The following is a 24,128-nucleotide window of genomic DNA, read 5'->3' on the forward strand; positions in this document are numbered from 1 at the left end:
CCGGCCGGGCCGCGCCGGGCGGCGGCGGCCTGCGAGTCGCTGGGCACCTCGTCGGCCACGGCCTTCCCGGGTGCCTTCTTCGGCGTGCTCACGCCGCCTCCTGTTCGGTGAGCTGGGACAGGACGATCTCCCGGTAGGTCGGGTTGTCGGCCATCAGCTCGGTGTGGGTGCCGCTGCCGACCACCGCGCCCTCGTCCAGGACGATGATCCGGTGGGCGTCGCGGATGGTGGAGACGCGCTGGGCGACGATCAGGACGGTGGCGTCGGAGGTCTCCCGGGCGAGCGCCTTGCGCAGCCTGGCGTCGGTGGCGTAGTCGAGCGCGGAGAAGGAGTCGTCGAAGAGGTAGACACCGGGCCTGCGGACCAGTGCGCGGGCGATCGCCAGGCGCTGGCGCTGGCCGCCGGAGACGTTGCCGCCGCCCTGGGCGATGGGCGCGTCCAGGCCTTCGGGGAGGCGCTCGACGAACTCCTTGGCCTGGGCGACCTCCAGGGCGTGCCAGAGCTCCTCGTCGGTGGCCTCGGGCCGGCCGTAGCGGAGGTTGCTGGCGACCGTGCCGGAGAACAGGTAGGGCTTCTGCGGGACGAGGCCGACGGTCTCGGCGATCGTCTCGGGGGCGAGGTCGCGCACGTCCACGCCGTCCAGCAGGACCTTGCCCCCGGTGGCGTCGAACAGCCGCGGGACGAGCCCGAGCAGGGTGGACTTGCCGCTGCCGGTGGAGCCGATCACGGCGGTGGTCTCGCCGGGGCGGGCGGTGATGTCGATGCCGCGCAGCACCGGGGCCTCGGCGCCCGGGTAGCGGAACTCGACGTCGCGCAGCTCCAGGTTGCCCCGGCGCAGCACCTCGGTGACGGGCGCGGACGGCGGGACGACGCTGGAGCGGGTGTCCAGCACCTCCTGGATGCGCTCGGCGCAGACCTCGGCGCGCGGCACCATCATGAACATGAAGGTGGCCATCATGACGCTCATCAGGATCTGCATCAGGTAGGAGAGGAAGGCGGTCAGCGCGCCGATCTGCATCCCGCCGCTGTCGATCCGCTGGGCGCCGAACCAGAGCACCGCGACGCTGGAGACGTTCACCACCAGCATCACGGTGGGGAACATGAAGGCCATCAGCCGGCCGACCCGCAGCGAGACGTCGGTCAGGTCGCCGTTGGCCCCGGCGAAGCGGGCCTGCTCGTGGTCGTCCTTGACGAAGGCGCGGATGACCCGGATGCCGGTGATCTGCTCGCGCAGGACCCGGTTCACGGTGTCGATCCGCTCCTGCATGCTGCGGAAGCTCGGGCGCAGCGCCCGGACCAGCAGGGCGACGACGGTGCCCAGGACCGGGATCACGGCCAGCAGCAGGCCGGACAGCGGCACGTCCTGGTTGAGCGCCATGATGATGCCGCCGACGCACATGATCGGCGCGGCGACCATCAGGGTGAAGCTCATCAGGGCCAGCATCTGCACCTGCTGGACGTCGTTGGTGGTCCGGGTGATCAGCGAGGGGGCGCCGAACTGGCCGACCTCGCGGGCGGAGAAGCTCTGCACCCGGCCGAAGACGGCGGCCCGGACGTCCCGGCCGAACGCCATGGCGGTCCGCGCGCCGTAGTAGACGGCGCCGACCGAGCAGAGCGCCTGGACCAGGGTGACCCCGATCATCACCCCGCCCACGCGCAGGATGTAGCCGGTGTCTCCCTTGGTCACGCCGTCATCGATGATGTCGGCGTTGAGTGTGGGCAGGTAGAGCGCTGCGAGGGTGGACACGAGCTGGAGCAGTACCAGCACGGTGATCGGGCGGGAGTAGGGGCGCAGGTACGCCCTGAGCAGTCTGATCAGCACTGGCACACTCTTGTCGTCGGCGGTGGGGTTCGCACCCCGATTCTCGTTCTTTGGTGGACTCGCACAGGTGATTCCGGTGCTGCGAGCCGGATGTTTGTCCAGTCCTTTGCCCAACGCCCCGGCGGGGCGTTGCGGGGTGGTGCGGCGGGCCTGTCACATGCTGCACTGGCCCGGTGCCGCCGTGCCAGCCTGCCCGACCCCCTTACGGAATGGCCGGTTTCCCAATAGGCTGCTGAATGCCCCCTTGTTACTCACCGGTACCCAGCCGGTCGACCGGGGCCCGGCGACCGCCCCCCACGGGCGCCGAGACAACCCCTCACACGGCCACCCGCCCTCCGGAGGTCCTCGTTGAGTTCCGCGCAGTCCCTGATCGACTCCGGCAGTGCCGACATCGTCGCCGGGCGTCCCGCCTCCGTCGCCCACCTGTTCCTGGAGCGGGTCGCCGCCACTCCGGGCGGTGAGGCCTACCGCTTCCCCGTGCCGGTCGACGAGCACGCGGCGGACAGCACCCCCGGCGCCGAGCAGTGGCGCTCGGTGACCTGGGCACAGACCGCGACCCGGGTCTACGCGGTGGCCGCCGGCCTGTTGTCGCTGGGCATCCACCCGGAGGACCGCGTCGCGCTGATGTCCTCCACCCGGCTGGAGTGGATCGTCGCCGACCTCGGCAACATGTGCGCGGGGGCCGCCACCACCGCGATCTACCCCAGCACCAACGCCGACGAGACGGCGTACATCCTCTCGGACTCGGGCTCCAGAGCACTGTTCGTCGAGAACGGGACCCAGCTCGCCAAGGTGGTCGGCGAGCTGGAGCAGCTGCCCGAGCTGCGCACCGCGATCCTGTTCGACGGCGCCGCCCCGGCGGAGACCGGCGGACTGAACGTACTCACCCTGGCCGACCTGGAGCAGCTCGGTAACGAGTACCTGGAGCAGCACCCGGACGCCGTGGAGAAGGTCGTCGCCGCGCTCGACAAGGAGCAGCTGGCCACCCTGATCTACACCTCCGGCACCACCGGCCGCCCCAAGGGCGTGCGCCTGGTGCACGACTGCTGGGCGTACCAGGGCCGCTCCCAGGAGCAGAGCGGGCTGCTGCGCGCGGAGGACGTGCAGTTCATGTGGCTGCCGCTGTCGCACGTGTTCGGCAAGAGCCTGATCTGCGGCCAGATCGCCACCGGCCACGTGATGGCCGTGGACGGCCGGGTCGACCGGATCATCCACAACCTGCCGGTCGTCCGCCCGACCATGATGGCCTCCGCGCCGCGCATCTTCGAGAAGGTCTACAACGGCATCGCCGGCAAGGCCCGGGCCGAGGGCGGCGCCAAGTACAAGATCTTCATGTGGGCGGCCCGCACCGCCCGCGAGTACGCCCGGGTCACCCAGGCGAACCGGATCGCCACCGGCCGCGACAGCGCCCCGCTTGGCCTGCGGGTCCAGCACGCGATCGCCGACAAGCTGGTGTACACCAAGATCCGGGACGCCTTCGGCGGGCGGATGCGCGGTTCGGTCTCCGGGAGCGCCGCGCTGGCGCCCGAGATCGGCTACTTCTTCGCCGGCGTCGGCGTACCGGTGCTGGAGGGCTACGGCCTGACCGAGACCTCGGCCGGCATCTGCGTCAACCGGGCCGAGGACGTCCGGGTCGGCACCATCGGCAACGTGCTGCCGGGCAGCGAGGTCCGGATCGCCGAGGACGGCGAGATCCTGCTGCGCGGCCCCGGCGTGATGCGCGGCTACCACAACCTGCCGGAGAAGACCGCCGAGGTGCTGGAGCCGGACGGCTGGTTCCACACCGAGGACATCGGCGAGCTCGGCCAGGACGGCTTCCTGCGGATCACCGACCGCAAGAAGGACATGTTCAAGACCTCCGGCGGCAAGTACGTCGCGCCGAGCGAGGTGGAGGGCAAGTTCAAGGCGGTCTGCCCGTTCGTCAGCAACATCCTGGTGATCGGCAACGGCCGCAACTTCTGCACCGCGCTGATCGGCCTGGACGAGTCGGTGATCATGCCGTGGGCCGCCGAGCACGGCCTGGCCGGCAAGTCGTACGCCGAGGTCGCCGCCGCACCGCAGGTGCACGAGCTGATCGAGGGCTTCGTCAAGCGGGTCAACACCGACCTCCAGCGCTGGCAGACGATCAAGAAGTTCACCCTGCTCCCGCGCGACCTGGACATCGAGCACGGCGAGCTCACCCCGAGCCTGAAGATCAAGCGCCCGGTGGTCGAGCGGACGTACGCGGACGCCGTCACCGAGATGTACGCGGGGGCCAACGAGGCCTGACCCACCCGCTGTCCCGTACGGCCTGAAGGATCACCGCGGCCGTACGGGACAATGGGCTCATGCCCTCCGCACTCCCCGACGGCGAACCCGTGCCGTCCGACGGTTCCCTGCCCGCGCACGCCCTCACCGGGCTGGGCTCGCGGCCGTTCGGCTTCTACCTGCACGTCCCGTACTGCGCGAGCCGCTGCGGCTACTGCGACTTCAACACCTACACCGCCACCGAGCTGCGCTCCTCGGGCGCCGTCGCCTCCCAGGAGACGTACGCGGACAACGTGGTCTCCGAGATCCGCCTGGCCCGGCGGGTGCTGGGGGACGCCGAGCTGCCGGTGCAGACCGTCTTCCTCGGCGGCGGCACCCCCACCCTGCTGCCCGCCCGGGACCTGGTGAAGATGCTCGCCGCGATCCGCGAGGAGTTCGGGATCGCCCCCGGCGCCGAGGTGACCACCGAGGCCAACCCGGAGTCGGTCGGCCCGGCCTACCTCGCCGAACTGCGCGAGGGCGGCTACAACCGGGTCTCCTTCGGCATGCAGAGCGCCCGGCCGCACGTGCTGCAGCTGCTCGACCGCCACCACACCCCGGGCCGCCCCGAGGCCTGCGTGGCCGAGGCCCGCGAGGCCGGGTTCGAGCACGTCAACCTGGACCTCATCTACGGGACCCCCGGCGAGTCCGACGACGACTGGCGGGCCTCCCTGGACGCCGCGATCGGCGCGGGCCCCGACCACGTCTCGGCGTACTCGCTGATCGTCGAGGAGGGCACGAAGCTGGCCGCCCGGGTCAAGCGCGGCGAACTGCCGATGATCGACGACGACGTGCACGCCGACCGCTACCTGATCGCCGAGCAGGCGCTGAGCGCCGCCGGCTACTCCTGGTACGAGGTCTCCAACTGGTCCACCACCCCCGAGGGCCGCTGCCGGCACAACGAGCTCTACTGGACCGGCGCCGACTGGTGGGGCGCCGGGCCGGGCGCGCACAGCCACGTCGGCGGCGTCCGCTGGTGGAACGCCAAGCACCCCGCCGCGTACGCGCAGGCCCTCGCCGAGGGCCGCACCCCGGCCCAGGGCCGCGAGCTGCTCGCGGACGAGGACCGCCGCGTCGAGCGCATCCTGCTCGAACTGCGCCTCGCCGAGGGCATCCCGCTCACCCTCCTGACCGAGACCGGTCTGAAGGCCGCCGGCCGCCACCTCGCCGACGGCCTCCTCGCCCCGGAGCCGTACGGGGCGGGCCGCGCCGTCCTGACCCTCCAGGGCCGCCTGCTGGCCGACGCGGTCGTGCGTGACCTGGTGGACTGACATTCGTTGGCGTGGTGCCAGCCGTCGGAGGGGGCGTGCGATGACCGCCATCGATGACCGGATGACCGGGATCTTCGAGAACCTGGAGGTTCCGGAGGGCGTCAAGGCCGAGCTCGTCAGGGGGAAATCGGCGGGAGGATCGGCGTCCGCCTGGTCGCCGACCCGCTCGAGGGCGAGTGCCTGCTGCTCACCGAGCCGACCACCGCGACTGCGTCGGGCGTCCCCGACCACGAGGTCGGGGAGTCGTTCAAGTTCGGTGGTCCCATCGCGGTCGATGCTCTGGGAGTGACGCTGGGCACGGGTGAGTTCGGCACGCTCTGACCGTCACTCCGGCAGCGTCACGAAGTCGATCAGCTCCTCGACCCTCGCCAGCAGGGCCGGCTCCAGGTCCTTGTACGAGTCGACCTTCGAGAGGATGCGCTTCCAGGCGGCGGGGGTGTCCACCGGCCAGCCGAGGCGGCGGCAGACGCCCTCCTTCCACTCCTCCTCGTACGGCACGTCGGGCCAGCCGGGGATGCCGACACTGGACGGCTTCACGGCCTGCCAGATGTCGATGTACGGGTGGCCGACGACCAGGACGGCGTCGCCGGTCACCCGGGCGGCGATCCGGTGCTCCTTGGTGCCCGGGAGCAGGTGGTCGACCAGCACGCCGAGGCGGCGGCCCGGGCCGGGGGCGAACCCGGCGACGATCGCGGCCAGGTCGTCGATGCCCTCCAGGTACTCGACGACCACGCCCTCGATCCGCAGGTCGTCACCCCAGACCCGCTCGACCAGCTCGGCGTCGTGCCGGCCCTCGACGTAGATCCGGGACTCCCGGGCCACCCGTGCGCGGGCGCCGGGCACCGCCACCGACCCGGAGGCGGTCCGGCCGGGTGCCCGGGAGGGCACCGGTGCGGCCGCGGCGGGGCGGACCAGGGTGACCGTCCGGCCCTCCAGCAGGAAGCCGCGAGGCACCAGCGGGAACACCCGGTGCCTGCCGAAGCGGTCCTCCAGGGTGACGGTGAAGCCCTCCGCCGTCTTCTCGCAGCGCACCACCGCGCCGCAGAAGCCGCTCGCCGCCTCCTCCACCACCAGGTCCCGTTCGGCGGGCACCTCCGGGGCGGGCTGCTGCCGCTTCCACGGCGGGGTCAGATCGGGTCCGTACTGGCGGCTGCGCATTCCCCGGAGTCTAGGGTCCGCCGACCCGTCGGTCCGTCAGCCCGCCGGCCGCGCCGCCGCGGCGGGACGTCACAGCCCCGGCGGACCTCACAGCCCCGGCGCGCCCCAGACCGGGAACCAGCGGCCGAGGTCCTTCTCCAGCCGCAGGTCGTTCCCGAGCATGGCGTTCACCTGGAGCTCCAGCGGGCTGTTGCGCCGCTCCCCGCCGCCCGGCATCGGCGCGAACGGGTAGAAGGTGCCGCGCTTGTACAGGTAGACCAGCGCCAGCGACTGCCCCTCGGCGTTGCGGAAGGCGACCAGCGAGCAGAGCAGCTGCGGCCCGAAGCCGTTCGCCTCCAGCTCGCTGTTGACCGCGTGCAGGTCGTTGACCAGCTCCGGCAGCTCCTGCGGGGTGTGCCAGGCGAGCAGCCAGGAGTAGCCGTACGCGTCCTTGGAGGCCTCCACCGGGACGCCGCCGCGCTCGGTGTCGGCGTCCAGCAGCGCCCGTACCTGCCGCTCCACCTCGCCGAAGGCCCCGCCCTCGACGGCCGCGAAGCAGACCGACCCGAGACCGGTCGGCAGGAAGCCGGCGGCCGCCTCCAGGGTCAGCGCGGCCGAGGGGACCCCGAACAGCTGGTCGAGGTCGGGTCTGACCGGCTTGGTGCGGCCGAACAGGGCGTCCAGGAATCCCACGGTGGTCCCTTCCGGAGGTGTTTCGGCGGGGTCGGCGGTCGGCGGGGCGGTCGGCTCGGTGCCCGGCTCAGCGGCCGAGCTGGGCCGAGATGCCCGCCAGCTGCTCCAGCCGCTTCTCCAGCGAGGGGTGGGTGGAGAACAGCTGCGAGGCGGCCTCCCGGGCGCTCAGCGCCGGGGCGAAGTAGAAGGCGTTGTACGGCTGGGCCTGGCGCAGGTCCCTGCTCGGGATCGCGGCGATCTGGCCGGTCACCTTGGTCAGCGCCGAGGCCAGCGCGCTGGGCCGGCCGGTGAGCTGGGCGGCGGCCCGGTCGGCGGCCAGCTCCCGGTAGCGGGAGAGCAGCCTGGTCAGCAGGAAGCTGATCGCGTACACCACCACCGAGACCAGCGGGATGACCAGGGCGGCGATGGCCGCGTTGGAGTCGTTGCTGTTCCGGCCGCCGCCCATGAACCCGCCGTACATCGCGATCCGGGTCATCGCCCCGGCCAGCACGCCGAGGAAGCCGGCGATGGTCATCACCGCGACGTCCCGGTGGGCGACGTGCGACAGCTCGTGCGCCAGCACGCCCTCCAGCTCCTCCGGCTCCAGCCGCCGCAGCAGCCCGGTGGTCACGCAGACCACCGCGTTCTGCGGGTTGCGCCCGGTCGCGAAGGCGTTCGGCATGTCGTTGTCGGCGACCGCCACCCGGGGCTTGGGCATGTCGGCGAGCGCGCAGAGCCGGTCGATGGTGCCGTGCAGCTGCGGGTACTGCTCCGGGGTCACCCGGTGGGCGCCCATCGCCCGCTCGGTGATCTTGTCGCTGAACCAGAACTGGGCCACGAACAGGCCGCCCGAGAGCAGCACGATCAGTGGCCAGGCCCCGCGCAGCAGCACGATCAGCAGGCCGGTGAAACCGACGTACAACAGCCCGATCACGAACATCGTCCCGACCATCCGGCCGGTCAGACCGCGGTCCGGGGCGAAGCGGGTGTGCTGGCCCGAGCTCGACATCGCTGCTCCTCCGTTCGCCGTTCGCTATCGATGCTGCCACCCGGTCGGGCCCACGGCATCACCCGCGCGCCGGACAGTGCGGGCAGGATCACCCCCGACAGGCCGTTCCTGCCGTCGGACCCGGGCCTTACACTGGCAGGTACGGTCCTGGCACTCGTGTGTTCAGAGTGCCAGAGCCAGGGCCCTCCCAGAGCGGCTCGCAGCATGCCAAAGCGGACACATGCCACAACGGACAACGTGCGAAGACGGAGGTGCGTGCCCCATGGCCGGTGAGGTCCGACAGCTCGACGAACGCAAGCTCGCCGTGCTGCGCGCCATCGTCCAGGACTACGTGGGGACCGAGGAGCCGGTCGGCTCCAAGGCCCTGGTGGAGCGGCACAGCCTCGGGGTCTCCCCGGCCACCGTCCGCAACGACATGGCCGCGCTGGAGGAGGACGGCTACATCCACCAGCCGCACACCAGCGCCGGGCGGATCCCCACCGACAAGGGGTACCGCCTGTTCGTCGACCGGCTGGCCGAGGTCAAGCCGATGAGCGCGCCCGAGCGGCGGGCGATCCGGCACTTCCTGGACGGCGCGGTCGACCTGGACGACGTGGTCGCCCGGACGGTCCGGCTGCTCGCCCAGCTCACCAGGCAGGTCGCGGTCGTCCAGTACCCCTCGCTCTCGCGGTCGACGGTGCGGCACATCGAGCTCGTCGCCCTCGCCCCGACCAAGGTGATGCTGGTCCTGATCACCAACACCGGCCGGGTCGAGCAGCGGATGGTCGACTGCCCGGGCGCGGTCGGCGAGGTGGTCCTCGCGGACCTCCGCGCCAAGATCAACACCCGGGCCGTCGGACAGCGGCTGCCCGAGGTGCCGGGGCTGCTGGAGGAACTCCCCGCGGCCTTCGAGGCGGCCGACCGGCCGACCGTCACGATCGTCCTGGCGACGCTCTTCGAGGCGCTCGCCGAGCAGAACGAGGAGCGGATCATGCTGGCCGGCACGGCCAACCTGACCCGCTTCGGCCACGACTTCCCGCTCACCATCCAGCCGGTGCTGGAGGCCCTGGAGGAGCAGGTCATCCTGCTCCGCCTCCTGGGTGAGACCGCGGACGCGGGGGTGACGGTCCGGATCGGGCGGGAGAACGCCTACGAGGGGCTCAATTCCACCTCGGTCGTCTCCGTCGGTTACGGTTCGGGCGACGAGAGCGTGGCCAAACTGGGTGTGATCGGTCCGACCCGGATGGACTATCCGGGCACAATGGGGGCGGTGCGAGCGGTGGCACGGTACGTGGGTCAGATCCTGGCCGAGTCGTAGGAACGGCCGCCGTCGGAAATCCGGCGGTGGCACCAGTCGCAAGCACTTCTACAGGCGGAACAAGCGGAGCATTTGGTGGCCACGGACTACTACGCGGTACTCGGCGTCCGACGGGATGCGGGGCAGGACGAGATCAAGAAGGCGTTCCGGCGCCTGGCACGCGAACTGCACCCGGACGTCAACCCGGACCCGAAGACGCAGGAGCGGTTCAAGGAGATCAACGCCGCTTACGAGGTGCTCTCGGACCCGCAGAAGCGCCAGGTCTACGACCTCGGCGGCGACCCCCTGTCGCCCAACGGCGGCGGCGCGGGCGGCTTCGGCGCGGGCGCGGCGGGCTTCGGCTTCTCCGACATCATGGACGCCTTCTTCGGCGCGGCCTCCGGCCAGCGCGGCCCGCGCTCGCGGACCAGGCGCGGCCAGGACGCCATGATCCGGCTGGAGATCACCCTGGAGGAGGCCGCCTTCGGCACCACCAAGGAACTCCAGGTCGACACCGCCGTCACCTGCACCACCTGCAGCGGTGAGGGCGCCGCTCCCGGCACCTCCGCGCAGACGTGCGACATGTGCCGCGGCAAGGGCGAGGTCTCCCAGGTCACCCGGTCCTTCCTGGGCCAGGTCATGACCTCCCGCCCCTGCCCGCAGTGCCAGGGCTTCGGCACCGTCGTGCCGACCCCGTGCCCCGAGTGCGCCGGCGACGGCCGGGTCCGGGCCCGCCGCACCCTGACCGTCAAGATCCCGGCCGGTGTCGACAACGGCACCCGGATCCAGCTGGCCGGCGAGGGCGAGGTCGGCCCCGGCGGCGGCCCGGCCGGCGACCTCTACGTCGAGATCGCCGAGACCACCCACCCGACCTTCCAGCGGCGCGGGGACGACCTGCACTGCACCGTCACCATCCCGATGACGGCGGCCTCGCTCGGCACCCAGGTGCCGCTGCAGACCCTGGACGGCCTGGAGGAGGTCGACATCCGGCCCGGCACCCAGTCCGGCCAGTCGATCCCGCTGCACGCCCGCGGCATCACCCACCTGCGCGGGGGCGGCCGGGGCGACCTGATAGTGCATGTCGAGGTGCAGACGCCCACCAAGCTCGACCCCGAGCAGGAGGACCTGCTGCGCCGCCTCGCGGTGCTGCGCGGCGAGGAGCGGCCCTCAGGCCAGTTCGCGCCCGGCCAGCAGGGGCTGTTCTCCCGGCTGAAGGACGCCTTCAACGGTCGCTGACAGCGCCGGGGCACCGCCCCTGGGCCCGGCGACCCGGACGGGTCGCCGGGCGCCGTCGTTCCACCGCACCGACCTCGCACCCCCAGGGGACCTCATGACCGCGCCCGTGTTCGTCGTCGAGACCGCGCAGCTCGCCCCCGCCGCCCCGGGCGCGGTGGTCCGGCTGGACGGGCCGGAGGGGCGGCACGCCGCCGCCGTGAAGCGGCTGGAGCCCGGCGAGGCGGTGACCCTCGCCGACGGACTGGGCCTCGGCGTGGACGGCACCGTGACGGCCGTGCACGGCAAGGACGCGATCGAGGTGACGGTGGCGGCGGTGCGCCGCGAGCCCGAGCCGGGCCCGCGGATCGTGGTCGTCCAGGCGCTGCCCAAGGGCGACCGGGGCGAGCTGGCGGTCGAGACCATGACCGAGGTCGGCGTGGACGTGGTGATCCCCTGGGCCGCCTCGCGCTGCATCACCCAGTGGAAGGGCGAGCGCGGCGCCAAGGCGCTCGCCAAGTGGCGGGCCACCGCCCGGGAGGCCGGCAAGCAGGCCCGCCGGCTGCGCTTCCCCGAGGTCCGCGAGCCGGTGACCACCCGGCAGCTGGCCCCGGTGCTGGCCGGCGCCGCGCTCGCCGCCGTGCTGCACGAGGAGGGCGCCGAACCGCTGGCCGCCGCCGCGCTGCCCGCCGCCGGGGACATCGTGCTGGTGGTCGGACCGGAGGGCGGGGTCTCCCCGGAGGAGCTGGCCGCCTTCGCCGAGTCCGGCGCCAGGCCGTACCGGCTCGGCCCGTCGGTGCTGCGCACCTCCACCGCGGGCGTGGCCGCCGGCGCCCTGCTGCTGGGCCGTACCGGCCGCTGGGGCTGACCGCCGGGGCGCGCCGCCCGCCGCGGGTGTCCTCCGTAGGAGTTCGCAGTCCACGAAAACCGGGGCGCGTCGTGTGCGCACGTGCCTAGGCTGACGGCGTGAGCGAACCTCGGAGCACCTCAGCGGGCGCCTATCTGCGCCACCCTCATCTGCACGGCGACCTGATCACCTTCGCCGCCGAGAACGACGTCTGGCTCGCCCCGCTGGAGGGCGGCCGGGCCTGGCGACTGACGGCCGATCACGTCCCGGTCCGCCGGCCGCGGTTCTCGCCGGACGGGCGGCACATCGCCTTCACCTCCACCCGGGACGGCGCGCCCGAGGTGCACGTCGCCCCGGTGGACGGCGGCCCGTCCCGCCGGCTGACGTACTGGGGCAGCGCGCAGACCCAGCTGCAGGGCTGGACGGCCGACGGCCGCCCGATCGCCACCACCACCGCCGGACAGGCCACCCTGCGGCGCACCTGGGCGCACGCCGTGCCGCTGGACGGCGGCGAGCCCGTCCGGCTGCCGTACGGGCCGATCGGCGGCCTGGCGTTCGAGCCGGGCGGGGACGGCGTGCTGCTGGCCTCGGCGGGCAACCGGGAGCCCGCCTGGTGGAAGCGCTACCGGGGCGGCCAGGCCGGCAAGCTCTGGATCGGCCGGGACGAGTTCGTCCGGGTCCACGCGGACCTCGACGGGCAGCTCGACTCCCCGCTCTGGGTGGGCGGGCCGGACGCCTCCAGAATCGCCTTCCTCTCCGACCACGAGGGCGTCGGCGAGCTGTACTCCAGCCTCCCGGACGGCACCGACCTGCGCCGGCACACCACCTCCCCGGAGGGCTTCTACGCCCGCGGCGCCACCACCGACGGCACCCGGGTGATCTGGCACAGCGCCGGCGACCTCTGGCTGCTGGACGACCTCGACGGCGCCGAGCCGCGCCGCCCGGACATCCTGCTGGCCGGCCCGCGGGCCGGCCGCCGCCCCCGCCCGGTGGCGGCCGCGCACTGGCTGGAGAGCGTCGCCCCCGACCGCACCGGCCGGGCCGGCGCCGTCGTGGTGCGCGGCAGCGTGCACTGGCTGACCCACCGCGAGGGCCCGGCCCGGGTGCTGGACGAGACGCCGGGGGTGCGCGGCCGCCAGGCCCGCGTGGTGCCCGGTGAGGACGGCGCGCAGGGCGTGCTCTGGGTGACGGACGCCGAGGGCGAGGACGCGATCGAGTACGCCCCCGCCGTGCTGGGCGCCGAGCGCCGCCGGCTGGCGGTCGGCGCGCTCGGCCGGGTGCTCTCCCTGGTGGTGTCGCCGGACGGCAAGCAGGCGGCGGTCGGCTCGCACGACGGGCGGGTGCTGCTGGTCGCGCTCGCCGACGGCACCGTGCACGAGCTGGCCCGCAGCACGGACGGCGAGGTCTCCGGGCTGGCGTTCAGCCCGGACTCGGCCTGGCTGGCCTGGTCGCAGCCGGCGGCCGGCCTCGGCGCCTGGTCGCTGCGCCACATCGTGCTGGCCAACCTGGCCACCCGGACGGTCGGGGAGGTCACCCCGCAGCGGTTCATCGACACCTCGCCGGTCTTCACCGCCGACGGACGCCACCTGGCGTTCCTCTCGGTGCGCAACTTCGACCCGGTCTACGACTCGCACGTCTTCGACCTGTCGTTCCCCAACGGCTGCCGCCCCTACCTGGTCACGCTGGCCGCCGACACGCCGTCCCCGTTCGGGCCGCAGCGGGCCGGGCGCGCGGTCGGCGGGGACGAGGACGAGCCCAAGGGCCGCAAGGCGGACGGCGAGGAGGCCTCGGCCGACGCGCCGCCCGCCACCCGGGTCGACCTGGACGGCATCGCCGACCGGATCATCCCGTTCCCGGTCGAGGGCGGCCGCTTCGGGGCGCTGAAGGCCGCCAAGGACGGTGTGCTCTGGACCAGGATCCCGCTGGTCGGCGAACTCGGCGACGAGGCGGCCTCGCTGGAGGACGAGCGGCCGCGGCCCACGCTGGAGCGGTTCGACTTCCGCAAGCGCCGCGCCGAGCAGCTGGTGGACGGCCTGGACGCGTTCGCGGTCAGCGCCGACGGCTCCCGGCTGGCCGTCCTGGACGAGGGCGAGCTGCGGATCGTCCCCGCCGACCACAAGGCGGTCGGCGACGACGACGAGATCGAGGTCGACCTCTCCCGGCTCCGGGTGACGGTCGATCCGGCGGCCGAGTGGCGGCAGATGTACGCCGAGAACGGCCGTCTGATGCGCGACAACTTCTGGCGCCCGGACCTCGCCGGCGTGGACTGGACCGGCGTGCTGGACCGCTACCGGCCGCTGGTGGACCGGGTCGGCTCGCACGACGACCTGGTGGACCTGCTCTGGGAGGTGCACGGCGAGCTCGGCACCTCGCACGCCTACGTGATCCCGCACGGCGTCCACGCCGAGGCCGCCCGCCGGCAGGGCCAGCTCGGCGCCGACCTGGTCAAGGAGGGCGATGTCTGGCGGATCGCCCGCATCCTGCCCGGGGAGTCCTCCGACCCGCGGGCCCGCTCCCCGCTGGCCGCGCCGGGCGCCGCCGTCCGCCCGGGGGACGCCGTCCTCGCCGTCAACGGCCGCCCGGTGGACCCGGTCACCGGCCCGGCGCCGCTGCTGGCGGGCACCGCCGGGCAGCCGGTGGAGCTGACGGTGGCCGGCAAGGACGGCACCGACCAGCGCCACCCGGTCGTCGTCCCGCTCGCCGACGAGGAGCCGCTGCGCTACCACGACTGGGTGGTCGGGCGGCGGGCCGCCGTCCGCGAGCTGTCCGGCGGGCGGCTCGGCTACCTGCACATCCCCGACATGCAGACCACCGGCTGGGCCCAGATCCACCGCGACCTGCGGTCGGAGATGATCAAGGAGGGGGTGATCGTCGACATCCGGGAGAACCGCGGCGGCCACACCTCGCAGCTGGTGATCGAGAAGCTGGCCCGGCGGATCATCGGCTGGGACGTCGCCCGGGACATCGCCAGCCCGGTGCCCTACCCGGGTGACGCGCCGCGCGGGCCGATCGTGGCGCTGGCCAACGAGTTCTCCGGCTCGGACGGCGACATCGTCAACGCCGCCATCCAGGCGCTGAAGCTCGGACCGGTGGTCGGCACCCGGACGTGGGGCGGGGTGATCGGCATCGACAGCCGGTACAGCCTGGTCGACGGCACCCTGGTGACCCAGCCCAAGTACGCCTTCTGGCTGGAGGGTTACGGCTGGGGCGTGGAGAACCACGGCGTCGACCCGGACGTCGAGGTGCCGATCGCCCCGCACCAGTGGGGCGCGGGCGAGGACCCGCAGCTCGCCGAGGGCGTCCGGATCGCCCTGGCCGCCCTGGCCGAGACCCCGGCGAAGACCCCGCCGCCGCTCCCCTGGGAGTAGCGTCCACCCGCCGTGGGGGGAGGGCGGCCGGTCGGCCCTCCCCCCACGGGGCGTGGGTAGGATGCGGGGCTGTTCATGATCGACAGACGATCGACAGCTCACGGGGGAGCACATGGCACAGGGCTATCCGCCGCCGCAGTACGGACAGCAGCCGTACGGGCAGCAGCCGTACGGACAACAGTCGTACGGGCAGCAGCAGTACGGTCAGCAGCCGTACCCGCAGGGCCCGTACGCCCAGCAGCCGTACCCGCCGCAGGCCTACCCGCAGCAGGCCCACGGGCAGCCGTACCCGGGCCACCCCCACCCAGGCCAGCCGTACCCGCAGCAGCAGGCCGCCGCCCGGGTGCCGCGGCCCAGGGAGGCCGGCGGGATCCGGCGGTTCCTCGCCGCGACGCTGGACTGCCTGGTCGCCGTCACCGCCGGCTTCGCCTCCGCCAAGGCGGCCAGTGGCCCGGACGGCCCGGTCGGCGTCTACTTCGGGACGCTCCTGGGCGTCTTCCTCGCCGCGTCCTTCGCCAACCAGGTGCTGCTCGCCCGCCTGACCGGCTTCAGCCTGGGCAAGGGCGTCCTGGCCACCCGGGTGATCCGCAGGAAGGACGGCAGCCGCCCGCACACCTGGCGGCTCACCAAGCGCTGGCTGCTCGGCTACGTCATCGTCGTGGTCGGCCTGCTGACCGAGGATCCGGAGTCGGAGGGCACCGCCGTCGGGGTCCGGGTGGTCCGCTGGAAGCACCTGCGCGAGTACCAGCAGGCGACGGCACGGCTCGGCTAGCATGCGGCCGTACGCCCCGACCGACACCGTGCGACACCGCGAGGAGACCCCGATGGCCGGCGAGCCGCAGCCCGACTGCCTGTTCTGCAAGATCGTGGCCGGCGACATCCCGGCCACCGTGGTGCGCAAGACCGATCGCACCCTCGCCTTCCGGGACATCGCCCCGAAGGCCCCGGTCCACGTGCTGGTCATCCCGCACGTCCACTACCCGAACGCCGCCGAGCTGGCCGCCGCCGAGCCGGAGATCGCCGGCGAGCTGCTCGCCGAGGCCGGCGCGGTCGCCCGGGACGAGGGCATCGAGGACTACCGGCTGATCTTCAACACCGGCGCCGGCGCCGGCCAGACCGTCTTCCACGCCCACGTCCACGTGCTCGGCGGCGCCCCGATGACCGAGCGCATGGTCTGACCGAGGTGTCACAGCGCGAGTTCGTCGTCCTCGGCACCGCCAGCCAGGTGCCGACCCGGCACCGCAACCACAACGGCTACCTGCTGCGCTGGGACGGCGAGGGGCTGCTGTTCGACCCCGGCGAGGGCACCCAGCGCCAGATGGTGCACGCCGGGGTCTCGGCCACCCAGATCACCCGGATCGCCGTCACGCACTTCCACGGCGACCACAGCCTGGGCCTGGCCGGGGTGATCCAGCGGATCAACCTGGACCGCGTTCCGCACCCGGTCGACGTCTACTTCCCGGCGTCCGGCGAGGTGTACTTCGAACGGCTGCGGTACGCCACCGCCTACCACGAGACCGCCGTGCTGCGCCCCCGCCCGATCGAGGAGCCCGGCCCGCTGCCCGCGCCCGGCGCCCGCTTCGCGCTGGACGCCGTCCGGCTGTCGCACCCCGTGGAGTCCTTCGGCTACCGGCTCTCCGAGCCCGACGGCCGCCGGCTGGTGCCCGAGCGCCTCGCCGCCCTCGGCCTCGCCGGCCCGGACGTCGGCCGGCTCCAGCACCAGGGCGTGATCGACGCCGGCGGGCGCCGGATCACCCTGGACGAGGTCAGCGAACCCCGGCCCGGCCAGCGCTTCGCCTTCGTGATGGACACCCGGCTCTGCGAGGGCGTCCACGAACTCGCCGAGGGCGCCGACCTGCTGGTCGTCGAGGCCACCTTCACCGACGCCGACCTCCGGCTCGCCGAGGACCACGGCCACCTCACCGCGGGCCAGGCCGCCAAGGTCGCCGCCGAGGCCGGGGCCCGCACCCTGGTGCTCACCCACTTCTCCCAGCGCTACCCCGACCTCGCCCAGCACCTCGCCGACGCCCGCAAGCACTTCGAGGGCACCATCGTGCTCGCCGAGGACCTCGCCCGGGTCCCGGTCCCCCCGCGCCGGTAGTGCGGACCCCGGCGGTGCGCCCTCCGGACGGGCGGAAAACCGCTCGCGCCGGGCTCCGATCTGCCCCAGCATCAACGGAGGCGGCCCCGCCGCCCGCCGCAACGATCACGCTCGCGGCGTACCCTGGTGACCCCGGAGAGACCGAGCGGCACCACGAGACCACGGATTGGGATGAGGCAGGCCCCAGCGCCGACCTATGAGTGACACATCGCAGACCCGTACGAACGGACGCCCGCGCCCGGAACCGGCCGACGAGGGCCGCACCAGCGCCCGGATCGTCATCCCCGAGAAGCACCCGATGGTCACCCTGCTCGGCACCGCGGACTCGCTGCTGCGCGTGATCGAGCGGGGCTTCCCCGCCGCGGACATCCACGTCCGCGGCAACGAGGTGACCGCCACCGGAGAGCGCGCCGAGGTCACCCTCGTCCAGCAGCTCTTCAACGAGATGATGCTGGTGCTGCGCACCGGCCAGCCCCTGACGGAGGACTCCGTGGAGCGCTCCATCGCCATGCTCCGCAGCGCCGTGGACGACCCGGACAGCCCGGCGCCGTCCAAGGTGTTCACCGCGAACATCCTGTCCAACCGGGGCCGCACGATCCGACCCAAGACCCTCAACCAGCAGCGCTACGTCGAGGCGATCGACAAGCACACCATCGTCTTCGGCCTCGGCCCGGCCGGTACCGGCAAGACCTACCTCGCGATGGCCAAGGCCGTCCAGGCCCTCCAGGCCAAGGAGGTCAACCGGATCATCCTGACCCGTCCGGCCGTCGAGGCGGGGGAGCGGCTGGGCTTCCTGCCCGGCACCCTCTACGAGAAGATCGACCCGTACCTGCGCCCGCTGTACGACGCGCTGCACGACATGATGGACCCGGACTCCATCCCCCGGCTGATGGCCGCGGGCACCATCGAGGTCGCCCCGCTCGCCTACATGCGCGGCCGCACCCTCAACGACGCCTTCATCATCCTGGACGAGGCCCAGAACACCTCGCCCGAGCAGATGAAGATGTTCCTCACCCGCCTCGGGTTCAACTCCCGGGTGGTCGTCACCGGCGACACCAGCCAGATCGACCTCCCGGGCGGCACCCGCAGCGGCCTCAAGGTCGTCCAGGACATCCTGGTCGACGTGCCCGACATCCACTTCTCCGTCCTCACCAGCACCGACGTGGTCCGCCACAAGCTGGTCGGCCGGATCGTGGACGCGTACGAACGCTGGGACGCCCGGCAGGAGGCCGAGGAGGGCACTCCGCCGGCCGCCCGCAAGCCCACCCAGCGGCGCGGCTCGCGCGCACCCCGACAGTCCCATCGCACCGAAAGCTGAGTAACCAGCCCGTCATGTCGATCGACATCGCCAATGAGTCCGGTTGGGACGCCGACGAGGAGTCCATCCTCGACGTCGCCCGCTACGCACTGGACAAGATGCGGATCCACCCGCAGTCCGAACTGTCCGTGATCCTGGTGGACGGTGCGGCGATGGAGGAGCTGCACATCCAGTGGATGGACCTCCCGGGGCCCACCGACGTGATGTCCTTCCCGATGGACGAGCTGCGCCCCGGCAAGGAGGGCGAGGAGCTCCCGCAGGGCCTGCTCGGCGACATCGTGCTCTGCCCCGAGGTCGCCGAGCAGCAGGGCAAGGCGGCCCCGTCCAAGCACTCGATGGACGAGGAGCTGCAGCTGCTCACCGTCCACGGGGTGCTGCACGTCCTCGGCTACGACCACGAGGAGCCCGACGAGGAGGAGGAGATGTTCGCCCTCCAGAAGCGGATCCTGGACGACTGGCGGGCGGGCCGCGGCCTCGGCGGGATCTCCCCGGCCCCCACCACCCACTGAGCGCGGAGCCCGAACCCCTGTGAGTGGTGAGAGTACGAGCTTCATCCTGGGTGCCGTCCTGCTCGTCGTCCTCGGCTGGCTGGCCGCGTGCGCCGAGGCGGGCATCTCCAGGGTCTCCCGGTTCCGCGCCGAGGAGGCCGTCCGGGCCGGGCGGCGGGGGGCGACGCGACTGCTGACCCTGGCCTCCGACCCGATCCGCTACCTGAACCTGGCCACCCTGATCAGGGTGGCCAGCGAGATGGCCGCGGCCGTCCTGGTCACCGTGGTGTGCGTCCGGAACCTGGACTCCACCTGGCAGGCCGTGCTGCTGGCGTTCGGCGTGATGGTGCTGGTGTCCTTCGTCGCGGTCGGCGTCTCGCCGCGCACGATCGGCCGCCAGCACCCGCTGACCACCGTCACCGCGGCCTCCTTCGTGCTGCTGCCGCTGGCCAGCGTCCTCGGCCCGATCCCGCGCCTGCTGATCCTGCTCGGCAACGCGCTCACCCCGGGCAAGGGCTACCGCGAGGGGCCGTTCGCCTCCGAGGCCGAGCTGCGCGCCCTGGTGGACCTCGCCGAGAAGGACGACCTGATCGAGGACGAGGAGCGCCGGATGGTGCACTCCGTCTTCGAGCTCGGCGACACCATCGTGCGCGAGGTGATGGTCCCGCGCACCGACCTGGTGATGATCGAGCGGCACAAGACCGTCCGACAGTCGCTCACCCTGGCGCTGCGCTCCGGCTTCTCGCGGATCCCGGTGGTCGGCGACAACGAGGACGACGTGGTCGGCATCGTCTACCTCAAGGACCTGGTGCGCCGCACCCACATCAACCGGGACTCCGAGTCCGACGAGGTCGGCACGGTGATGCGGCCGGCCGTCTTCGTCCCGGACAGCAAGCCGGCCACCGACCTGCTGCGCGAGATGCAGCAGATGCGCTCGCACGTGGCGATCGTGATCGACGAGTACGGCGGCACCGCCGGGCTGGTCACCATCGAGGACATCCTGGAGGAGATCGTCGGCGAGATCACCGACGAGTACGACCGGGAGATCGCGCCGGTCGAGGACCTCGGGGACGGCTCGTACCGGATCACCGCCCGGCTGCTGGTCGAGGACCTGGGCGAGCTGTTCGGCATCGAGCTGGAGGACGAGGACGTCGAGACCGTCGGCGGCCTGCTCGCCAAGCACCTCGGCCGGGTGCCGATCCCGGGGTCGTCCTGCGAGATCCCGCTGCCGGAGGACGCCGCCACCGACCTGACCGCGATCCGGCTCACCGCCGAGAGCTCGGCGGGCCGCCGCAACCGGATCGGCTCGATGGTTGCCGCCCCGGTCCGGGTGGCGTCCGGGGCGGCCGCGGACACCGGCGAGTAGCGTCCGGGCCCGAGGCGATCGACCATGGGTACATGAGTCATCTACTGCGTGCGGAGTACGGCCCGCAGGGCCGGTCGGCCGGGGCGAAGTCCTGGCACGTCGTCCGGGCCGCCGACCCCGCGACGGCCCTGTGCGGCCGCACCATGGACACCGACGCCGAGAACCGGCCGGAGGAGGACTGGGGCACCGGGCTGCGCTGCTGCCAGCAGTGCGGTTCGCTGTACATGCACGAGGTGCCCCACATGCAGGGGAGCCACCCCTACAGCTGATCGGCCCGGCCGCGCTCCTCCGTGCGCGGGGCGGCGCGGGCCCAGGCCGTCCGACGTCCCATGGTGGAGGCCGCCATGAAGCTGCAAGACGAACTGCCCGTCGACCACAAGCTCGTCACGGTCTGGCGGATCGGGGCGGGACTCGGCGGGGTCTTCCTGATCGTGTTCGGGATCCTCGGACTGCTGGACCATCCGGGCTTCCTGTCCACCAGTGGCGACCACATCGCCGGGCTCTCGACCAACGGGGCGCTGAGCATCCTCTCGATCGTGGTGGGCGCCGTCCTGGTCGCCGGAGCGGTGATCGGGGGGAACGTCGCCTCCAACGTGAACATGGCGGTCGGCGCGCTCTTCGTGCTCTCCGGGTTCTACGGTCTGACGGTGCTCGGCCGGCCGGACGCCAACATCCTCAACTTCCGGATGTCCAACATCATCTTCGCGTTCGTCTTCGGCGTGGTCGTGGTGACCTTCGGCATGTACGGCCGGGTCAGCAGCCACCTGCCGCACGACAACCCGTACTGGCGGCAGCGGTCGGAGGACGAGGAGCCGATGCCCTCCGGTCCCAAGACGCTCGTCAAGGTGCTGCGGCCCGGGCCGCCGAACCCGATCGGCCACTGAGCAGGGCCGCCGGGTCGGGCTGCCGAGCCCGGCCCGGCCGGGGTTCGGGCCCCGGGCCTATGCTCCTGGGCATGAGTGACATCGTCGAACTCGACCCCGAAGACAAGAAGATCATCACCCTGGCCCGCTCCGCCCGCGCCCGCAACGGCGTCGCGGAGGGGGCCGCGGTGCGCGACGAGACCGGCCGGACGTACGTGGCCGGGACGGTCGCGCTGGAGTCGCTGCGGCTCAGCGCGCTGCAGACGGCGGTGGCGATGGCGGTGGCCAGCGGCGCGAAGTCGCTGGAGGCGGCGGCCGTGGTGAGCGAGGCCGGGGAGCCCGCCGAGGCCGACCTGGCCGCGGTGCGGGACCTCGGCGGCGCCGGGACGCCGGTCCTGCTGGCCGGGCCGGACGGCGCGCTGAAGGTGGCGGCCGAGGCCCGCTGAGCCGCGTCCGCGGGGCGCCCGGGCCGAGGGTCCGGGCGCCCCGCACCCGGTCGTGCACCCTGGGACCCCGGCCATCCACCCCCGAATACGGCAGATAATCTCACCGGGAGTGGGACGTGCTGAGGGGGCTGGGGAGATGGGGCCGTTCGCGTTCTTCGCGGGGCTGCTGCTGGGCGTGATGGGGATGGGCAAGTGGCAGGAGACCGGTTCGCCGTTCTGGCTCTGGGGCTCGCTGGCGTTCCTCCTACTCGTCCTGATCATGGGAATCGCCTCGCTCGGAGGGGGCGGGAAGGGCTGAACGGGCACGCCGTCGGCAGCCTGGTCCGTCGCGCTCCCGGTGATCAGGGAGAATGGAGCGCATGAGTGCCCCTTCCTCCTCGTACCGCTCCGGCTTCGCGTGCTTCGTCGGCCGGCCCAACGCGGGCAAGTCGACCCTGACCAACGCCCTGGTGGGGACGAAGGTCGCGATCACCTCCGACCGTCCGCAGACCACCCGGCACACCGTGCGCGGCATCGTGCACCGCCCGGACGCCCAGCTCGTCCTCGTCGACACGCCCGGCCTGCACAAGCCGCGCACCCTGCTCGGCGAGCGGCTCAACGACCTGGTCCGCAGCACCTGGGCCGAGGTCGACGTGATCGGCTTCTGCCTGCCCGCCGACCAGAAGCTCGGCCCCGGCGACAAGTTCATCGTCAAGGAACTCGCCGACATCAAGAAGACCCCCAAGGTGGCCATCGTCACCAAGACCGACCTGGTCGACTCCAAGCGGCTGGCCGAGCAGCTGATCGCCGTCCACCAGCTCGGCGCGGAGCTGGGCATCGAGTGGGCCGAGATCATCCCGGTCTCGGCGGTCGGCGACAAGCAGGTCGAACTGGTCGCCGACCTGATCACCAAGCTGCTCCCGGAGGGCATGCCGCTCTACCCGGACGGCGACCTCACCGACGAGCCCGAGCAGATCATGGTGGCCGAGCTGATCCGGGAGGCCGCACTGGAGGGCGTCCGGGACGAGCTGCCGCACTCGCTGGCCGTGGTCGTCGAGGAGATGATCCCGCGCGAGGGCCGCCCGGCGGACCGCCCGCTGCTGGACATCCACGCCAACGTCTACATCGAGCGGCAGAGCCAGAAGGCCATCGTGATCGGCGCCAAGGGCGCGCGGCTCAAGCACGTCGGCACCACCGCCCGCAAGCACATCGAGGCGCTGCTCGGCACCCCGGTCTACCTGGACCTGCACGTCAAGGTGGCCAAGGACTGGCAGCGCGACCCGAAGCAGCTGCGCAAGCTGGGCTTCTGAGCCCCCGCGCACCTTCGGCAGGACTCTGGCAAGACCTCGGCAGCACAGGGCCGGGGAGGGCCCGCCCGGACCACCGCGTCCGGGCGGGCCCTCGCGCGTCGCGGGCCCGCAGTGACGGCCCGCAGTGACGGTCGTCTCGGACGGCGGCGCTGGCCCTCGGGCCCGTCCGGGGTGTTCGCTGAGCCGTGGCCCTCGTCCACCCCCGCCCGGCAAGGGCGGACCGGCGTCGGCGCGGACAGTGACGGCGGACCAGACCGTGACGGCAGAGCAGAGAGGTTTCACCAGAATGAGGCTGAACACCCACGAGTGGGGCTCCGGCGACCGGATCGCCCTCCTGGTGCACGGCATCATGTCCGACCACCGCACCTGGCGCAGGGTCGGCCCGGCGCTCGCCGAGCGCGGTTACCGGGTGGTGGCCGTGGACCTGCGCGGGCACGGTGCGAGCCCGCGCGGAGAGGGCGCCACCCCGGTGGACCGGTACGGCCCCGAGCTGTTCGCCCAGGACCTGGTCGACACCCTGCCGGTCGGCGCGGACCTCGCCATCGGCCACTCGCTGGGCGGGCTCGCCCTGCTGGACGCCGTCGACCGGCTGAAGCCCGCCCGGGCCGTCTACTCCGACCCGGCCTGGAAGTTCGCCCAGCCCGGCCTGTTCACGCCGTCCGCCTTCACCCTGTTCAAGCGGGCCTCCCGGGAGCAGATCAAGCTGCTCAGCCCGCGCTGGGAGGAGGTCGACGTGGACGTCGAGCTGGCCACCGTCGCGGCCTGGGACGCGGACAGCGCGCTCGCCCTGGCAGGCCACCAGGAGCCGACCGGCCTGCCCGGTGCGCCCGCCGTCCCCTCGCTGGTCCAGCTGCCCGGGCGGAGCTTCCTGATCACCCCCGAGGACGCCGAGGAGCTGCGCGGCCTCGGCTACGAGGTGCGCACCGTCGAGGACAGCGGCCACACCATCCACCGGGACGACCACGAGGGCTTCATGGCCTCGCTCGACGGCTGGATCTGAGGCCGGCCGGTGGAGTGGCCCGAGCCCGGCCCCGCGGGGGCGCTCAGGCGCCCTCGCGCAGGACCAGCGAGACCAGCTCCCGCTGCGAGTCGGTCAGCTTGGGGTCGGCGCAGTGGACCGTCCGGCCGTCGACGGTGATCTCGTAGTGGAAGCCGTCCGGCACCCCGTAGGAGGGCGCGCGCAGCCCGCCCGCGACGGCCTCGCGGGCGAGTGCGTGGACGTGCGGGGCGTCGATACGCTCGGCGGTGTCGAGCGCCGCGCGGCGGACGTGTCCCGCGAGGCCGCCGGTCCGGGTCACCTGGATACGCATGGTGTCCATGGTGCTACGCAGGGATGGCGTTTGCCGACGTTTTCCCG

23 protein-coding genes are annotated in these 24,128 nt (G+C 72.8%); 18 read left to right on the forward strand and 5 right to left on the reverse strand.

The annotated features are described in order from the left end of the window. Window positions 1–88 precede the first annotated feature (88 nt). Entirely contained in the window at window positions 89–1,822 is a 1,734-nt protein-coding gene (locus ACGFZP_RS00530; RefSeq protein WP_392927054.1) for an ABC transporter ATP-binding protein, read from the reverse strand. Window positions 1,823–2,170: 348 nt separating this feature from the next. Between ACGFZP_RS00530 and ACGFZP_RS00535 the strand changes: the two genes are divergently transcribed. Together ACGFZP_RS00535 and hemW are read left to right on the forward strand one after the other, a co-directional pair. Continuing rightward, window positions 2,171–4,090, forward strand: a complete 1,920-nt coding sequence (locus tag ACGFZP_RS00535) for an AMP-dependent synthetase/ligase (protein ID WP_392927057.1) — start codon at window positions 2,171–2,173, stop codon at window positions 4,088–4,090. Window positions 4,091–4,149: 59 nt separating this feature from the next. Next, window positions 4,150–5,379: a radical SAM family heme chaperone HemW gene (gene hemW / locus ACGFZP_RS00540; protein ID WP_392927060.1), complete on the forward strand. Its 1,230-nt coding sequence runs from the start codon at window positions 4,150–4,152 to the stop codon at window positions 5,377–5,379. A 324-nt stretch (window positions 5,380–5,703) separates the two neighbouring features. Here hemW and ACGFZP_RS00545 read toward each other — a convergent pair whose 3' ends face one another. The 3 genes from ACGFZP_RS00545 to htpX form a co-directional block, all read right to left on the reverse strand. Then, window positions 5,704–6,537 (reverse strand): DUF3097 domain-containing protein, encoded by an 834-nt coding sequence (locus ACGFZP_RS00545; protein WP_392927063.1) that lies wholly within the window; start codon window positions 6,535–6,537, stop codon window positions 5,704–5,706. Window positions 6,538–6,624: 87 nt separating this feature from the next. Next, window positions 6,625–7,209 carry a hypothetical protein gene (locus tag ACGFZP_RS00550; RefSeq protein ID WP_392927066.1) on the reverse strand — a complete coding sequence of 195 codons (585 nt, stop codon included), beginning with the start codon at window positions 7,207–7,209 and terminating at the stop codon, window positions 6,625–6,627. Window positions 7,210–7,276: 67 nt separating this feature from the next. Continuing rightward, window positions 7,277–8,197, reverse strand: a complete 921-nt coding sequence (htpX, locus tag ACGFZP_RS00555) for a zinc metalloprotease HtpX (RefSeq protein ID WP_392927069.1) — start codon at window positions 8,195–8,197, stop codon at window positions 7,277–7,279. Window positions 8,198–8,459: 262 nt separating this feature from the next. Between htpX and hrcA the strand changes: the two genes are divergently transcribed. From hrcA to ACGFZP_RS00635, 16 genes are all read left to right on the forward strand, one after another. Then, window positions 8,460–9,494, forward strand: a complete 1,035-nt coding sequence (hrcA, locus tag ACGFZP_RS00560) for a heat-inducible transcriptional repressor HrcA (RefSeq protein WP_392927072.1) — start codon at window positions 8,460–8,462, stop codon at window positions 9,492–9,494. A 75-nt stretch (window positions 9,495–9,569) separates the two neighbouring features. Next, complete coding sequence (gene dnaJ, locus ACGFZP_RS00565; RefSeq protein WP_392927075.1) at window positions 9,570–10,709, forward strand: molecular chaperone DnaJ; 1,140 nt, start codon at window positions 9,570–9,572, stop codon at window positions 10,707–10,709. Between the two features lie 94 nt (window positions 10,710–10,803). Further along, a complete protein-coding gene (locus ACGFZP_RS00570) occupies window positions 10,804–11,553 on the forward strand; it encodes a 16S rRNA (uracil(1498)-N(3))-methyltransferase (RefSeq protein ID WP_392927078.1) in 750 nt (249 codons plus the stop codon). Between the two features lie 98 nt (window positions 11,554–11,651). Next, entirely contained in the window at window positions 11,652–14,900 is a 3,249-nt protein-coding gene (locus tag ACGFZP_RS00575) for a PDZ domain-containing protein (protein WP_392927081.1), read from the forward strand. 112 nt (window positions 14,901–15,012) lie between these two features. After that, window positions 15,013–15,672 (forward strand): RDD family protein, encoded by a 660-nt coding sequence (locus tag ACGFZP_RS00580; RefSeq protein ID WP_392927083.1) that lies wholly within the window; start codon window positions 15,013–15,015, stop codon window positions 15,670–15,672. Between the two features lie 52 nt (window positions 15,673–15,724). Beyond that, window positions 15,725–16,078 (forward strand): histidine triad nucleotide-binding protein, encoded by a 354-nt coding sequence (locus ACGFZP_RS00585; RefSeq protein WP_392927086.1) that lies wholly within the window; start codon window positions 15,725–15,727, stop codon window positions 16,076–16,078. Between the two features lie 5 nt (window positions 16,079–16,083). Next, window positions 16,084–17,001 carry a ribonuclease Z gene (locus tag ACGFZP_RS00590; protein WP_392927089.1) on the forward strand — a complete coding sequence of 306 codons (918 nt, stop codon included), beginning with the start codon at window positions 16,084–16,086 and terminating at the stop codon, window positions 16,999–17,001. A gap of 196 nt (window positions 17,002–17,197) precedes the next feature. Further along, window positions 17,198–18,319: a PhoH family protein gene (locus ACGFZP_RS00595; RefSeq protein ID WP_392927092.1), complete on the forward strand. Its 1,122-nt coding sequence runs from the start codon at window positions 17,198–17,200 to the stop codon at window positions 18,317–18,319. Window positions 18,320–18,333: 14 nt separating this feature from the next. Next, on the forward strand, window positions 18,334–18,828 hold the full coding sequence (ybeY, locus tag ACGFZP_RS00600; RefSeq protein WP_387939802.1) for an rRNA maturation RNase YbeY: 495 nt from the start codon (window positions 18,334–18,336) through the stop codon (window positions 18,826–18,828). 19 nt (window positions 18,829–18,847) lie between these two features. Beyond that, window positions 18,848–20,173 carry a hemolysin family protein gene (locus tag ACGFZP_RS00605; protein WP_392927095.1) on the forward strand — a complete coding sequence of 442 codons (1,326 nt, stop codon included), beginning with the start codon at window positions 18,848–18,850 and terminating at the stop codon, window positions 20,171–20,173. A gap of 32 nt (window positions 20,174–20,205) precedes the next feature. Beyond that, on the forward strand, window positions 20,206–20,442 hold the full coding sequence (locus ACGFZP_RS00610; RefSeq protein WP_392927098.1) for a hypothetical protein: 237 nt from the start codon (window positions 20,206–20,208) through the stop codon (window positions 20,440–20,442). 75 nt (window positions 20,443–20,517) lie between these two features. Further along, on the forward strand, window positions 20,518–21,057 hold the full coding sequence (locus ACGFZP_RS00615) for a DUF4383 domain-containing protein (protein ID WP_387939808.1): 540 nt from the start codon (window positions 20,518–20,520) through the stop codon (window positions 21,055–21,057). Between the two features lie 71 nt (window positions 21,058–21,128). Further along, window positions 21,129–21,482 (forward strand): cytidine deaminase, encoded by a 354-nt coding sequence (locus ACGFZP_RS00620; RefSeq protein WP_392927100.1) that lies wholly within the window; start codon window positions 21,129–21,131, stop codon window positions 21,480–21,482. Window positions 21,483–21,618: 136 nt separating this feature from the next. Then, window positions 21,619–21,780 carry a hypothetical protein gene (locus tag ACGFZP_RS00625; protein ID WP_392927102.1) on the forward strand — a complete coding sequence of 54 codons (162 nt, stop codon included), beginning with the start codon at window positions 21,619–21,621 and terminating at the stop codon, window positions 21,778–21,780. Between the two features lie 61 nt (window positions 21,781–21,841). Continuing rightward, window positions 21,842–22,771, forward strand: a complete 930-nt coding sequence (era, locus tag ACGFZP_RS00630) for a GTPase Era (protein WP_387939814.1) — start codon at window positions 21,842–21,844, stop codon at window positions 22,769–22,771. 286 nt (window positions 22,772–23,057) lie between these two features. Further along, window positions 23,058–23,771: an alpha/beta fold hydrolase gene (locus ACGFZP_RS00635; protein WP_392927105.1), complete on the forward strand. Its 714-nt coding sequence runs from the start codon at window positions 23,058–23,060 to the stop codon at window positions 23,769–23,771. Between the two features lie 43 nt (window positions 23,772–23,814). Here the strand turns inward: ACGFZP_RS00635 and ACGFZP_RS00640 are convergent, their stop codons facing one another. After that, window positions 23,815–24,081: a protealysin inhibitor emfourin gene (locus ACGFZP_RS00640; RefSeq protein WP_392927107.1), complete on the reverse strand. Its 267-nt coding sequence runs from the start codon at window positions 24,079–24,081 to the stop codon at window positions 23,815–23,817. Between the last annotated feature and the right edge of the window lie 47 nt (window positions 24,082–24,128).

It is taken from the genome of Kitasatospora sp. NPDC048239 (genome assembly GCF_043202015.1).
GTDB lineage: Bacteria > Actinomycetota > Actinomycetes > Streptomycetales > Streptomycetaceae > Kitasatospora.

Bases quoted from the DNA above. Each gene is read 5' to 3' on its own strand.
- ACGFZP_RS00545 (WP_392927063.1), bottom strand. From the start codon at position 6,537: ATGCGCAGCCGCCAGTACGGACCCGATCTGACCCCGCCGTGGAAGCGG.
- hrcA (WP_392927072.1), top strand. From the start codon at position 8,460: ATGGCCGGTGAGGTCCGACAGCTCGACGAACGCAAGCTCGCCGTGCTG.
- ACGFZP_RS00615 (WP_387939808.1), top strand. From the start codon at position 20,518: ATGAAGCTGCAAGACGAACTGCCCGTCGACCACAAGCTCGTCACGGTC.
- ACGFZP_RS00620 (WP_392927100.1), top strand. From the start codon at position 21,129: ATGAGTGACATCGTCGAACTCGACCCCGAAGACAAGAAGATCATCACC.
- ACGFZP_RS00635 (WP_392927105.1), top strand. From the start codon at position 23,058: ATGAGGCTGAACACCCACGAGTGGGGCTCCGGCGACCGGATCGCCCTC.
- ACGFZP_RS00570 (WP_392927078.1), top strand. From the start codon at position 10,804: ATGACCGCGCCCGTGTTCGTCGTCGAGACCGCGCAGCTCGCCCCCGCC.
- htpX (WP_392927069.1), bottom strand. From the start codon at position 8,197: ATGTCGAGCTCGGGCCAGCACACCCGCTTCGCCCCGGACCGCGGTCTG.
- era (WP_387939814.1), top strand. From the start codon at position 21,842: ATGAGTGCCCCTTCCTCCTCGTACCGCTCCGGCTTCGCGTGCTTCGTC.
- ACGFZP_RS00585 (WP_392927086.1), top strand. From the start codon at position 15,725: ATGGCCGGCGAGCCGCAGCCCGACTGCCTGTTCTGCAAGATCGTGGCC.
- hemW (WP_392927060.1), top strand. From the start codon at position 4,150: ATGCCCTCCGCACTCCCCGACGGCGAACCCGTGCCGTCCGACGGTTCC.
- ACGFZP_RS00640 (WP_392927107.1), bottom strand. From the start codon at position 24,081: ATGCGTATCCAGGTGACCCGGACCGGCGGCCTCGCGGGACACGTCCGC.
- ACGFZP_RS00580 (WP_392927083.1), top strand. From the start codon at position 15,013: ATGGCACAGGGCTATCCGCCGCCGCAGTACGGACAGCAGCCGTACGGG.
- ACGFZP_RS00595 (WP_392927092.1), top strand. From the start codon at position 17,198: ATGAGTGACACATCGCAGACCCGTACGAACGGACGCCCGCGCCCGGAA.
- ACGFZP_RS00625 (WP_392927102.1), top strand. From the start codon at position 21,619: ATGGGGCCGTTCGCGTTCTTCGCGGGGCTGCTGCTGGGCGTGATGGGG.
- ACGFZP_RS00610 (WP_392927098.1), top strand. From the start codon at position 20,206: ATGAGTCATCTACTGCGTGCGGAGTACGGCCCGCAGGGCCGGTCGGCC.
- ybeY (WP_387939802.1), top strand. From the start codon at position 18,334: ATGTCGATCGACATCGCCAATGAGTCCGGTTGGGACGCCGACGAGGAG.